Raw genomic sequence first — 12,645 nt, forward strand, 5'->3', positions numbered from 1 at the left:
GGTCTGGTCATGGGTGGGGACCTTGCTGCTGTCAGGGCGTGGGCCGGTGAACTGGACGCTGTGCACGAGCGGTTCGTGCACAGGTTTTCCAGGACGGAGCCGCGGGAGTCGGCGCTTGCCTATATGCGGGGACTGATCGCCCCGCTTGAGCGGAAGAACGGCTGGACCCTGGCCGAACAGGCCGGTCACGCAGCTCCGGACCGCCTCCATCGGCTGCTGAACCGGATCGAGTGGGAGGCCGATGAGGTCCTCGACGATGTGCGTGACTACGTCGTCGACAACCTCGGCGACCCCGACGCGGTGCTCATCGTGGACGACACCGGCTTCCTGAAGAAGGGGACCCGTTCGGCAGGTGTGCAGCGGCAGTACTCCGGGACCGCGGGACGGACGGAGAACTGCCAGGTCGGCGTCTTCCTCGCCTATGCAGCTGGCGGTGGCCGGACGCTGATCGACCGCAGGTTGTATCTGCCCACCTCCTGGACAGACGACCGCGAGAGATGCCGCAGGGCCGGTATCGACGACGAGGTCGGCTTCGAGACCAAGGTCGTCATGGCCAAGAAGATGGTCCGCCGTGCGATCGCGGACAAGATCCCGTTCCGGTGGGTGACGGCGGATGCGGCCTACGGCTTCAGCAAGGGCTGGCGCCATGAGCTGGAGCAGGCCGATGTCTTCCACGTCATGGCCACCACCCGGCACGACACCGTGGTCACCCGCTGGGCCTTGGACCATCCCGTCCACGACCTGTTCACGGGCCTGCCGCGGCAGAAGTGGAAACGCCGCTCGTGTGGGAACGGCGCTCATGGGATGCGGGTGTTCGACTGGGCGCGTGTCGAAGTCCGTCCCTGGCACCGCGAGGACCGCCGCCACTGGGTTCTCGCCCGCCGCAGCGTCAGGCGACCCGAGGAAATCTCCTACTACATCGCCTACTGTCCCGCCGGCACCACTCTTGATGAGTTGATCCAGGTTGCGGGCAGCCGATGGGCAGTCGAGGAGTGCTTTCAGACCGCGAAGCAGGAGTGCGGCCTGGACGACTACCAAGTCCGCCGCTATCCCGGCTGGCACCGCCACATCACCCTGGCCATGGCCGCACACGCCTGCCTGACCGTCCTGCGGTCCCGTGAACTCAATGCCGGGAAAGCAGAAACGGATCCTCCCAGCTCATCCACCTCAGCCTCGCCGAGATCAGACGCCTGATCACCCGCCTCACCAACCGCCAACCCACACCCGTCGACCACATCCTGCACTGGTCACACTGGCGCCGAAAGCGACAACACCAGGCCCGCATCAGTCACTACACACGACGCGGACACAGCCCATAGAACTGCCCAGCCATCAGCACAAACACCGTTGCAGTACTAGTCCCTGCCATCGAGCGGTCACGGGCATCGCCGGCCGTACGCCGGACACCGTCGTCGCAGGCGGGGCCTTGGCAACCAACGACACGGCACTGGCGGAACTGGGCGTCGAACGCATCAGCCTGCAGCGCAAGGGACGCCCGGCAACGCCGGCCGGGAAGGTGAACGGAGCGCGCTTTCCGCAGGATGCGGAACTGGTGCGTTGGATGGTGGTCGGCCGCGGCGGGCGCATCGGCTCGGTACCCGGCACCGCCCCGAGCCCGGCGGCTGTCTCGTGATCGGCGACCAGGCAGGGCAGACAGCAGTGACACATCAGGGCGTGGGTGCCGGCGATGCGGCCTCCCATGCAAACCCGTCCGGGTCGGTGAAAGGCCCGGCATCGCCGCCGATCACGAGCCGGTGTGATCCGGTGCCGTCGGGAGAGACGCCGGCGTCCTTGGCAAGGGCACGGCGCCTGTACAGCGCCAGCTTGACGGGACTCGACCCAGCTGCGAACTCGACGTACATGCGGCCGAAGCTCTTCGCCACGGCAAGGCCTTGGTCGACGTAGAACCCCTTGCTCGCGGCCACGTCCGCGACTCCCAGCAGGAGGACGACTTCGTCGATCTGCCGGGTGGCAGGGCCGGTGTCCTTCTTCGCCGAGGTCGCGACCTTCCAGATCGTCCCGTCCGGGGCTTGTACGACACCGCCGTAGCCCCAGAGCGACTTCGCGGCAGGCTTCAGCGGCGTGGCGCCGGCGTCGAGGGCGGCGTCGATGAGGCTGTTGACGGTGGCCGGCTGGGACACCGTGAGCGCCAGCGTGAACCCACGGAAGCCGGTCGTCGGTGCCTCCGAGGCCCGCAGGCGTATCTGCGTGTCCAAACCGAAGGCGGCGGTGTAGAAGCGGTTGGCGGCCGTGGGGTCGGCCACGTCGAGGGTGACGGTTTCGATGGATGCCATGGTCATCACGCTAGTTGCGGCTCGACGACCGGCGCTTCTTGAATCCTGATCGGTCTTGTCACCTGTTTTGCCACACACGGCGGCATCCCCGCCGTAGCGCCCGTTGCGCGGCGCCGGTAGGCGCCGGGCGGCATGCCGACCAGCTCGGTGAAGCGGGTGCTGAAGGTGCCCAGCGATGAGCAGCCGACCTCGAAGCAGACCTCGGTGACGCTGAGGTCGCCACGACGCAGCAGCGCCGTCGCGCGCTCGATGCGACGCGTCATCAGGTACGCGTACGGCGACTCTCCGTAGGCCAGCCGGAACTGGCGGCTGAGGTGCCCGGCCGACATGTTCACGCCGCGGGCGAGCGCCTCGACGTAATGGGGTCTCCCCTGCTCCTTAAGAGCTTGGGGAAGGCTGCGCGTACTCCCGGTCGATCCGGTCGTGGACGCGGCGCAGTCGCGCGAGGTCGCTCAGGCGCTGCGCCGCTGTGCGTGCGCGCCCCCACGAGGGGTGACACATGAGAGAACTCCTTTTCATCGATGTCCGCGAGCACCTGGGTTGCATGCGGATAGAGGCTGGTGGTCGGCTCGGCGAGGCTGTGGACGCCGCCCTTGTGGGCGGCCGCCGTGCGCGCCTCGGCGGCCGACATCGCGAGTACCTCAGCGATGGCGCGGCCGCCGAGGGGCAGCGGCCTGGAAGCGCTGACCGTCGTATTCTTCGCAGGTGGTCGCGACGCCGGCCATCATGGCCGAATCGATGACCGGACGGCTCAGCGCAGCTCCTGGATGCGGATCAGGTTGCCCGCGGGGTCGCGGACGGCGCAGTCGCGGATGCCGTACGGCTGCTCGGTCGGCTCCTGGACGACCTCGGCGTCGCCGGCCTGCAGCTTCTCGAAGGTGCCGTCGAGGTCCCGGGTGGCCAGCAGGATCCAGCCGTAGGTGCCCTTGGCCATCATCTCGGTGATGGTGCGGCGCTCGTCCTCGGTGACCCCGGGGTCGGCGGCCGGCGGCGCCAGGAGGATGGACGTGCTCGGCTGGCCGGCGGGGCCGACCGTGATCCAGCGCATCTTGCCCTGCCCGACGTCGCTGCGGACCTCGAAGCCAAGGACGTCGCGGTAGAAAGCCAGGGACGCGTCCGGGTCGTCATGCGGGAGGAAGCTCGCGTGAATGGTGATGTCCATGGCGGTCACGCTAGATGGGCTCGGGGGCCGACGCTTCTCGATTCCTGATCGGTCTGGCCACCTGTTACGCCAGACACGGTCGCATCCCCGCCGTCGCGCGCACCGCCTGACGCCGCGTCGCCCAGGATCTCCTCAACCGTCTCCCAGAGGGAGGCGCCGATCGGGTCCTGGCCTGAGTGGCGCGTCATCGTCAGAGTGCTTGGGTGGGTGAACGTGTTCGCGTGCGCGCGATCGATGACAACGAGGGGTGCCGCCTGCTGCGGAGCATCCGCAGGGGCACCGGGGCGGTGGTGACCTGGCGACGGGCCCGGACGGTGCTCCTGTCCGCCCAGGGCAGACCGTGGCGAAGATCGCGGAAGTGACGTTCACCAGCACGGACCGGGTCCGGGACGTACTCCACAACGTCAACGCCAACGGTTCGACCTGGAGCCTGGAAGACGACCCGCGACCCCGACTACGTCACGAAGAAGGCGCGTGTCGAGCACCTGTACGCGATAGCCGACGGCGAGGTCATTCCCGAGGACGACGGACCCGAAGCCATCTTCTGCATGGACGAGTTCGGCCCGCGCAACCTCCAACCCCACGCACGGGGCCCGGCACTTGTTCGCCGCCTACGACCTGGGCAAGTACCGCCTTTACGGGCACATCAAGAAGACCAAGAACCGCTCGAAGTTCCGGGAGTTCCTGCCGCTACCTGCGTTCGCTGCACCCATCCGGCGTGCGCATCGCGAGCGTCTGCGACAGCTACTCCCGGCACCTGACCACGAAACGGTGTCGCCGGGTGGTGGACCGGGCTGAGGCCAACAACGTGGAGATCGCCAATACCCCGACCAATAGTCCCTGGCTGACCGCATCGAGGCCCATCATCTGGCGGAACAAGCGCGCTGCAGACACCCGCCTACGCAAGGTCGTCAACGGGGCGAATGTTGCCTGATACGACCCACGCTAGCTTGCTAGGATGCTAGCATCGCCTCTGTGAGTGACGAAGAGGTCAAGCAATTCAACGTGTACTTGCCGGTCGGACTGATCAAGCAGGTCAAATATCACGCCATCGAGTCGGGTTCGTCCCTCTCGGCGTTGGTCGCAGCCGCCCTGCGCGCCTACCTCGACGACACCCATGGGCAGCGACAGCAATCGTCTGAGAAGGAGAACTGACATGGCGACCGAAGGCATCGAGGCCGTGTTCCTGGAGACCCACAACTGGGGCAAGGCGGCGAAGTTCTTCCAGGCGCTGGGCTTCGAATTGGAGTTCTCGACCGACCACAACTCCGGCCGACTCCGCAATGGCGACGGTGCGTACGTGTTCATCGCCGAGGTCCCCGAGGACCGGGAGCCCCAGACGCAGATCGTGTTGAAGGTGACCGATGCGGAGGCGTTCCGTCCCGATCCTGCCGTCGAGGTGGTCACGCCGTTCGAGGACACCCATTACGGGACCACGGAGATGACTGTCCGTGACCCCGACGGACGTCTGTGGAGCCTCCAGGCTCCGACCAAGAACTGACCGTAAGGAGACGGACATCGTGGCAGACGAGCAGAAGCAGAACGAGGTGCCGGACAGCAGCGCGGTGCGGGTCGCCCTCTGGCGGGCGATGCATGTGCAGGCCGACCCGCCGCCCCACGTCCTCGAGGACGAGATAGGACTGCAACTGGCGGCCCCTGACGAGGGATGGCAGCGCCGCCCGGACATGGACCTGCGCGGCACCAGCGGGTTCCGGGCGGCCATTGTGGCCCGCGCTCGTTTCATCGAGGACCTGGTTGCCGAGCAGGCCGGCCACGGCATCACCCAGTACGTCGTCCTGGGGGCCGGACTCGACACCTTTGCCCAGCGCAGGCCGGAGATCGCCTCCCGCCTACGGGTCTTCGAGATCGACCAGCCGGACACCCAAGCCTGGAAGCGCCGACGCCTGATCGAGCTCGGCCACGGGATCCCCGACTGGCTGCGACTGGTGCCGGTCGACTTCGAGGCGGGCGGGGACTGGTGGGAGCAGCTGTCCGGCGCCGGCTTCGATCCCGGCCGGCCCGCGGTCGTCGTCTCCACCGGCGTCACCATGTACCTCACCAAAGACGTCACCGCGGCGACCCTGCGCCGGCTCGCGGGGCTCGCCCCCGGCTCGACGCTCGCCATGACGTTCATGCTGCCGACCGAACTCATCGATGACGCCGATCGCCCCGCACTCGAGGCGACCAAGCCACAGGCGCAAGCAGCCGGAACGCCGTTCATCAGCTTCTACGCCCCGCAGGAGATGCTGGCACTGGCCCGCGACGCCGGCTTCAAAGACGCCCAACACGTGTCGGGAACTGTGCTCGCCGAACGCTACTTCGCCGATCGGACCGACGGCCTTCGCCCGTCAAGCGGAGAGGACCTACTGGTGGCCACTACCTGACGCTCTTCGGCCACCACATGTTCCGAAAACGAAGGTTGGGGATGTGCGGTTGGAGCGGGGGAGCGGGGGAGCGGGGGAGCGGGGGAGCGGGGGAGCGTGGTGCGCAAGCGCCGCTCGGTCGGCGCGCGCACGGACCGCGGCCGTCTGATGCAGCCCGGCCGTGGTCTCCGGCAGCGCGCGGGCAAACACCATGGCGTCGATCGTGCGCCAGTGGAACGTCATCAACGACTGGTCACCGGTGGTGCCCGCGTGCTTGGACAGTGCCGCCTACATCGCCACCGCGGAGCCTTTTCCGACTTGAAGATCCGACTTGAAGATCCGGCTGGCTCTCGTACCGTGCGCTCTCGTCGCCCAGCGCCTCTGGGCGACGATCAGTCCCGTGTCATGGGAGCCCTCAAGATGGCTGGCTGTCTGTCAGGGCCGGTCCCAGCCGGGATCGGGAGGTGTTACGGGAACGCGTAGCCGAGGACGGACTCCCTGGTGTGGCCCTCGCAGCCGGCCGTGCTGGAGACGAGGTGGTCTCCGTTGGAGGGGATGTAGCAGCGGTAGAGGGGTACGGAGCCGGTCACCTGGGTGGTGTGGAGGTAGCCGACGGGTCCCATGGGGAACTGGCCTTCGCAGCCGGGGTCGCGGGTCAGCAGCGTGTGGCCGCCAACCTTGCACTCGTAGAGCATGGTGGTGCCGGGTGCCTGGTGGCGCAGCAGCTTCCAGTTCTGCTCCTGGGTGAAGCCGGGCGGCAGCAGCCGGGAGGAGGCGATGTGTCCTCGGCCGGGACTGGAGCCGCGGCGCAGGAGCGTGTAGGGCAGGTGCTCGAAGCCGCAGGAGAGTTGGGGTGAGGTCAGGTCGTTGCGGTTGGCCAGGGCCCAGGTGGACCACGCGGGTTTGGCCGAGCCGTCCTGCCTCCGGAGGCCGAGCTTGAGGCCGCCCTCGGCGGGGTGGTCCTGCATCCGGTGGTAGATGTAGTTCTCGATGTCCGGCGTGGCGAGCACGTTGCGGAAGGAGTCGCACACGGCTGCGGCCTGCTGCGACTCGCTGGACCGGTCTCCGGAGTTGATGCCGCTCTCGGTGAGCTGGATCGTCCAGGCGGAGGGGGTGTCCGGGAACTGCTGGCGCAGCCAGCCCACCACTACGCCGATGTTGCCGTAGGTGACCTTGGGGAAGTCGTCGGCAGAGAAGGCAGATGTGAACAGGTCCGGGGCGTAGGGGTGGTAGGCGACGCGCCATCGGCGCGAGCCCGTCCGGGCGGCCAGGCCCTTGAGCACGGTCATGCCGGACAGCGTCGCGTCCTGGTCGGAGGGGCGGTCGTATGCCGTACCGAAGTGGTGGTCCAGTGAGGTCAGTACCTTGGCGGTGGGCTGCTGGGCGGTGATGCGGTCGTAGGCGGCGTTGTAGTTGGCGGCGATCTGATCGAGCCATTGCGTGGTGTCGCAGGGTTTTCCTCGGCCGCAGCCGATGTTGAACCAGGTGTTGGTGTTGACCTCGTTGTCGATCACGAAGTCGGCGATCCGGCCGTGCCCGTGGAGTCCGTCGTAACGTTGGGCCAGCATTCCGGCGAACCGTCCGAAGTCGGCAGGGTCGTTGGGTACGCAGAACAACTCGTAGCCGGGTGCGGGCTCGCAGGGCCGGCCCTGACGGGCCCAGGTGGGGGTGCCGTAGACGATGGCGGTGACCACCAGGCCCCGGTCGGTCCACTCCTTGATGGCCGAGTCCACCTCGGGCCGGATGGTGAAGCAGCGACCGTCGAACGTCTGCTCACCGGCAGCGCACGGGGCCGCCTTGGCGCTCGGCTCCCAGTCCGCCCAGACGAGGTTCATGGACACGCCGCCGGCGTTGTTGCCGGCGATCTCGTCCTTGCCGGCCCAGAAGTCCGGCTGGATGCCCTTGATGCGGTAGTCGGAGCGCGTCGGGTACGGCGGCGGAGCCGTCTCAGCACCGGCAGTGGGCTGGAGAGCCTCAGGAAGGACGAGAGCGAATATCAGCAACACGAGGGCGGCGAGATATCGAGCCGGCCTGGCCGTGACTCTCCTGATGCGCTTGGCGTGGTGGTGAACCGGCCCCGTCCCCTTCGGCGAGAGAGACGGGGAGGGGGCGGTCCTATGGTTGGCTGCCTGCCCTTGTCGGGGCTCTGCTCGGGCCGACCGTGTCGTCGTCCGGGGAGGGACGGCGCTGGGGGTGCGCGCATGGGAGCGGCGTTCAGCGCACGAAGTCGATCTCCGGGTAATGGCGCGAGGGACCGTCGAGCAGGCTCGTGTGCCGGTGGCGCAGATGCTTGTCGAAGAAGGCCGCGAGGTAGGTGCGTTGGACCCCGATGGAGCGGTTGGGGTCGATCGTGCCGAGAATCTGCACCAGTTGCTCGGGGGTCAGTCGGAACGCGCCCGCTGCCTGGGGGAAGAGGACCTGGTTGTCAACGAAGGAGTTGTGCCCGGAGCCGAGAAGTTTCAGGTCGAGGCGCTCTCCGTGCAGGTGGTCCCAGAACTTCGCCCAGCTCCGGTCGGTGTTGCGGTTGTGGTTCTGGGAACTGAACAGCAGGAAGGGGCGTTTGAGCGGCTGGGTGATCGACGGCCCGAAGAATTGGCCGTCCAGGTTCGCGCCGGCGTCGATCCTGGAGTCCGCATGCATGGCCGCGGGAACCGCCCCTCCGCCAAGGGAAGCGCCGAACATCCCGATACGGTTCATGTTCACGGCCTTGGACAGCCCGCGGGGGAGTGGTTTGTGGTCCACGTCCGGGTTGTGGCCGCGGGCCATCGACGCCAGTTGGTTGATGACGAAGTGGGTGTCCGCCGCCCGGACGGCGATCGTGTCGGACGAGTGGGAACCCGGCGGCATGGTGTTCACCTCAAGCCGCCCGCCGGGGAACTCCACCTCGCTGGCATCGTGGGTGTGGTCGATGGTGACGACCATGTAGCCGCGACTGGCCAGGTCCTGAGCGAGAGCGGTGCCCATCGCGCGGGGCGAGTGGAGCCCGGTCGAGTAGAGCAGCACCGGCAGTTTGCCGGCCCCGCGGTCAACGGGTGCGCCGATGTGCCCGGCGGTGGTGGGCAGGGTCACCGATCCCGGCGGCACCTGCGAGCGGGCCAAGAAGTGTGCGGCGGCGGCGGGTTGCAGCCAGGGCGCGGGGGGATAGCGGTCGGTGTCCGTGGCCGGGTACCACACCGAGACCATCAGCTCGCGCGGCTGGTTTCCGGGCACCCACGGATCCGCGCGCGCCGTGTCGCGCAGGTGGAGGTCGACCATTCCGACGCGATGACGTCCGGTCGGGGCGGGGAGCGTCAGCTCGCCCGGGGCCGGCGCCGTGTTCAACGGCGCTGCTGTGTCCGAGGATGCCGCTGTATCCAGGGACGCTGCCGTGGTCATGGGCGCAGTGGTGGTCTTCTCCGCGGCGGTAGCCGGCGCGATCCCGGCGCCCAGGGCGAGGGTCAGTAGTCCTGTGGTGCCGGCGACCCGGGTGCGCAACCGCCTCTGGCGCCTTCGTGCGTGTTTCATGGGCAGCCCCCTCCATGGTGGTGATCGCCACGTGACCGGCGGTCGGCCGGCGATCATCGTATAGGCAATTTGCCATGGTCGTGCCAACCCCTCTGATTGTGCGGGGAGTTATACCCATGGCGGTTGGTGAGATGGGCGCTGCTGACGCGTCCGGAAATACATGGTGTCGGCTTCGTGCCCCGTCCGTTGCCGCGCCTCTGTGACCGGCCATTTCCCTTGACGTATACGCGCTGGGAGCGGTCTGTCGGTGCTCGTGGAGTAGGCCACCGAGTTGAGCGGCGCCGGGTGCCGATACGGACACGTGCGGGAGAAATACCCTGGTGCGGCCGGTGGAAGTTGTCAATGTTTGACAACTCTGCATCCTCGGGGAACCAGTCGCAGCAGCAAAGGCCCAAGCCGGCAAAGGGCCGACGTGGGCGGCTGTTCCGTTGCCTCGGCGCGGTGGCTGACGGGGCACCATCCCCGGTCAAGGGGCCTCTGCGGGAGATGGCTGATTCACGCCATCGCCGGATGGTGTCCGTGGGATCCAGAATTCGCCGGCGTTGCTCGTGTTTTCACTGAGCGTTTTTGTTACGCGCCAGTTCGTGATCGCCGAGCCTCGCAAGCCGTCCCCTGTGGGTTTGCGGATTCTTGAGAAGGGGCGGTTTCGGGGGTGGTCTTGAGCGCCCCCGCGACTGTGCGTGACGCGGCGAATGCGGACGGGGAACGTGCGGTCAATCGCCCCGGTCGGAAGTTGAGTTGGGAATTGCGCCACGCCGGGACGAGATCCCGGATGTATAAGCGACCTCTCCCAAGGGCGAGTTGAGCGCAGTTCCTGTGAGCCGGTATACAGGGGCCCAGCACGAACAGACTTGTGATTATCCTGTGCTCCCCGTATTCATACTGGGCGAGTTGCCGCACGGCCAACCCCACATTCCGAGAGGACGCTGTCCTGCACGCTGTTGCCCGCGCGCCCCGTCCGCACCGCACCCGACGCCGTGCCGACATGCCTCTGCTCGGAGGCGTCCGCCCACCGATCGCCGCACTGCTCAGCGCCCTGCTGGCAGTTGCCGCGTTCACCGCACTCGGTCTCGGTACCGTTCACGAACAGGATGTCCCCCAGGCCTTACGCGACGCGGAACGTCAGATCGCCGAGGATGCCGCCGACTCGGTCGTGACCTCCATCAACGCAAGAGCCACGGCAGTGCGCCGCGCCGCGGCATCGGAAGCGCCCGCCGGCAGCAGCACGCCGGTGGCACTACTGCGGTCCCTTCTCCCGACCGGGCACCCTGCTGGGGGCGGTGCGCTGCTCGACCCGCGCACCGGCAGACCGCTGGCGGCCAGTGGTGAAACGGTTCCGCTGGCCGGGGTGGATGTGGCAGCGCTGGTGCGGCCCGGTACCGCGAACATCGCGCCCCGACTGGTCCTTTCGGGCCGTGGCGAACCGCGGCTGTTGCTCTTCGCCCGGGTGGCCGTCCCCGCTCCGGGCACCAAGCAGGACGAGAATCACGATCAGGCAGGCGACCTGAGAGGGGATCAGGATGCTGAGGAACGCGAACTCCTGCTTGTCGTCTCGGAAAAGGTCGCTGATCCAGCGGTGTACGGAGACGGGCGCACCGGTCAACTGGTGGACCGGAACGGAAAAGTGCTTGCCACCGCCGCCACCACCGGCACGGCCCCGGCGCCCCGTACCGACCACCGCGCTCTGCCTGCCGCTGCGGCGAACGCCGCGAACGCCGGTCTCCACACCGGCGACGTCTCGGGCAGCGTGCTCGGTGACGGTCACGACGGGCTGCGCAGGGTCACGGGGTGGGCATCGGTCGCCGCGGCGGGCGGTAAGGGCGACACCTCCGGCCTGGGGCTGACTGTCCTCACGGCCAGGGATGTGCCGCCGGCGAAGGAGGGAGCCGACCATACGTGGTTTGCCCTCGTGGCCGCGGGTGCGCTGGTGGTGATCGCCGTGCTGGTCACCCTGGTGCTGTGGGGCCGCATGCAGCGCACGCTCCTGCGGCTGCACCTGTCCGCTGCCCGGCTGGCCAGGGCTGTCGCCGAAATTCCCGGCGACCGCGGGGAGTTGGCGCGACCGGTGTCGGTTGGCGCGTTCGGCGAGCCCGGCAGGGTCGGCCGGGCACTGGAGTCGATACGCCGCCAGCTGCTCGGCGAGACAGGACCGGAGCCCGTGCGGCCGGTGCGGCGCCGCCCCGGTGTGCGGGCTCTGGTCCTCGTCTGCGCACTCGTGATCGCCGCGTGGGGAATACCGCTGCTGTTCCTGCTCAACCGGGTACCGGCAGCCAAGGCCGTACCGGCAGCCGCCGTCGCCGACCAGCAGGCACGCACCGAGGCCGCCGCCGACCGGGTGCGGCGGTCCCTCGGCCGGAGCTGCACCGACCTCGCGGCGTCGGCGTCAGCCCTCTCCGGTGCGCCACGCGAGCGGGCGACGGAGGTGCTGCGGCGCGAACAAGCCGACCACCCCACGTTCCGGTCGCTGTATGTGCTGGACCGCACCGGAGCCATCGTGCTGCGGGTGGGCAAGCAGCCAGTGCGCACCCTCGACCATGCGCCGACCGGTGACGGAATCACCCAGGTCAACACGTCGGGCACGATCCCCGCGATCGCCGCCTACGCCCAGATCCCGGCGGCCCGGAAGGCCAGGAACGCCAAGGACGCCGTCCCGGCCGGGGCCGTCGTCGTCGCCGAGATCGGCGTGAACGCGCTGAACTCCCTGGTTGCGCGGCAGGGGCTCGGCAGTGTGTGGCTGACCGACGAGCGCCACAGGGTGCTCGCGGCGAGCGTCGGTTTTCAAGCCTTCCAGGCTCTTCCCCACCGGGGCCTCACCCGTCTGGTGGCCAGGACCGAGGCAGCGCCTGGCAGCGCGGGCAGTCCGGCATCGGCAGTACTGCACGCGGGGACGGCCCTGGGCGAAGGCCCGTCGGTCGCGGCCGCAGCGCCACTGGCACAGAAGGGGCCTGTCGCCGGACTCGGCTGGCGGGTGGTCTCCGCCGAGCCTGCCGCAGCGCTCAAACTGGCGGCATATCAGCTGCAAGCGCGCACCATGCTGGCCGGTCTGCTCGCCCTGTCCGTAGGCGTCGCATGCCTGAGCTGGCTGCACATCGTGGTGGTCAGGCCGCTGCGCGCCGTCACCGGATGCGCGGAGCGGCTGGCCGGCGGTGACCGTCGCACCGTGCTGTACCCGGTCCACCACGATGAGTGCGGCTCGGTCACGCGCAGTCTGGAACTGCTCCGGCAGGCGCTGGTGGAGCGGGACCGTGGTGGCGGGAGAGCTCACGTGGCTTCCGTACCTGCCCCATCGTTCCAAAGCGGCGGCCCGCCGCAACAGTGAAGG

At 68.4% G+C, this 12,645-nt stretch carries 10 protein-coding genes and 2 pseudogenes; 7 read left to right on the forward strand and 5 right to left on the reverse strand.

Annotated features, from left to right (window positions below; genetic code table 11):
- Positions 1–9: 9 nt before the first annotated feature.
- On the forward strand, positions 10–1,194 hold the full coding sequence (locus tag KI385_RS41585; RefSeq protein ID WP_238577177.1) for an IS701 family transposase: 1,185 nt from the start codon (positions 10–12) through the stop codon (positions 1,192–1,194).
- 232 nt (positions 1,195–1,426) lie between these two features.
- Positions 1,427–1,633 (forward strand): hypothetical protein, encoded by a 207-nt coding sequence (locus KI385_RS44790; protein WP_425357037.1) that lies wholly within the window; start codon positions 1,427–1,429, stop codon positions 1,631–1,633.
- 34 nt (positions 1,634–1,667) lie between these two features.
- Here KI385_RS44790 and KI385_RS41595 read toward each other — a convergent pair whose 3' ends face one another.
- From KI385_RS41595 to KI385_RS41605, 3 genes and pseudogenes are all read right to left on the reverse strand, one after another.
- Positions 1,668–2,294: a VOC family protein gene (locus tag KI385_RS41595; RefSeq protein WP_238577178.1), complete on the reverse strand. Its 627-nt coding sequence runs from the start codon at positions 2,292–2,294 to the stop codon at positions 1,668–1,670.
- Between the two features lie 5 nt (positions 2,295–2,299).
- Positions 2,300–2,795: pseudogene (locus KI385_RS41600) on the reverse strand (helix-turn-helix transcriptional regulator).
- Between the two features lie 250 nt (positions 2,796–3,045).
- Entirely contained in the window at positions 3,046–3,456 is a 411-nt protein-coding gene (locus KI385_RS41605; protein ID WP_238577180.1) for a VOC family protein, read from the reverse strand.
- A gap of 203 nt (positions 3,457–3,659) precedes the next feature.
- On the opposite strand from KI385_RS41605, the pseudogene KI385_RS44345 reads away from it, so the two are divergent.
- The 4 genes and pseudogenes from KI385_RS44345 (at position 3,660) to KI385_RS41625 (ending at position 5,840) form a co-directional block, all read left to right on the forward strand.
- Positions 3,660–4,390: pseudogene (locus KI385_RS44345) on the forward strand (transposase).
- A 41-nt stretch (positions 4,391–4,431) separates the two neighbouring features.
- Positions 4,432–4,611, forward strand: coding sequence for a ribbon-helix-helix domain-containing protein (locus KI385_RS41615; protein ID WP_128510758.1), 180 nt, complete (start codon positions 4,432–4,434; stop codon positions 4,609–4,611).
- 1 nt (position 4,612) lies between these two features.
- The gene (locus KI385_RS41620) at positions 4,613–4,957 is read left to right on the forward strand and encodes a VOC family protein (RefSeq protein ID WP_238577184.1); all 345 of its coding nucleotides are present in this window, start codon (positions 4,613–4,615) and stop codon (positions 4,955–4,957) included.
- 19 nt (positions 4,958–4,976) lie between these two features.
- Positions 4,977–5,840, forward strand: a complete 864-nt coding sequence (locus tag KI385_RS41625; protein ID WP_238577185.1) for a class I SAM-dependent methyltransferase — start codon at positions 4,977–4,979, stop codon at positions 5,838–5,840.
- A gap of 446 nt (positions 5,841–6,286) precedes the next feature.
- On the opposite strand, the gene KI385_RS41630 is transcribed toward KI385_RS41625, so the two are convergent.
- Together KI385_RS41630 and KI385_RS41635 are read right to left on the reverse strand one after the other, a co-directional pair.
- Positions 6,287–7,825, reverse strand: coding sequence for a DUF5722 domain-containing protein (locus KI385_RS41630; RefSeq protein WP_238577187.1), 1,539 nt, complete (start codon positions 7,823–7,825; stop codon positions 6,287–6,289).
- A 208-nt stretch (positions 7,826–8,033) separates the two neighbouring features.
- The gene (locus tag KI385_RS41635; RefSeq protein ID WP_238577188.1) at positions 8,034–9,323 is read right to left on the reverse strand and encodes an alpha/beta hydrolase family protein; all 1,290 of its coding nucleotides are present in this window, start codon (positions 9,321–9,323) and stop codon (positions 8,034–8,036) included.
- Positions 9,324–10,308: 985 nt separating this feature from the next.
- Here KI385_RS41635 and KI385_RS41640 point away from each other — a divergent pair.
- Positions 10,309–12,642, forward strand: coding sequence for a HAMP domain-containing protein (locus KI385_RS41640; protein ID WP_238577189.1), 2,334 nt, complete (start codon positions 10,309–10,311; stop codon positions 12,640–12,642).
- Positions 12,643–12,645: the final 3 nt, after the last annotated feature.

This window comes from Streptomyces inhibens (genome assembly GCF_022221585.1).
Lineage (GTDB): Bacteria > Actinomycetota > Actinomycetes > Streptomycetales > Streptomycetaceae > Streptomyces > Streptomyces inhibens.

Coding starts and splice junctions, on each gene's coding strand:
- KI385_RS41585 (WP_238577177.1), top strand. CDS start 10: ATGGGTGGGGACCTTGCTGCTGTCAGGGCGTGGGCCGGTGAACTGGAC.
- KI385_RS41595 (WP_238577178.1), bottom strand. CDS start 2,294: ATGGCATCCATCGAAACCGTCACCCTCGACGTGGCCGACCCCACGGCC.
- KI385_RS41605 (WP_238577180.1), bottom strand. CDS start 3,456: ATGGACATCACCATTCACGCGAGCTTCCTCCCGCATGACGACCCGGAC.
- KI385_RS41620 (WP_238577184.1), top strand. CDS start 4,613: ATGGCGACCGAAGGCATCGAGGCCGTGTTCCTGGAGACCCACAACTGG.
- KI385_RS41635 (WP_238577188.1), bottom strand. CDS start 9,323: ATGAAACACGCACGAAGGCGCCAGAGGCGGTTGCGCACCCGGGTCGCC.
- KI385_RS41640 (WP_238577189.1), top strand. CDS start 10,309: ATGCCTCTGCTCGGAGGCGTCCGCCCACCGATCGCCGCACTGCTCAGC.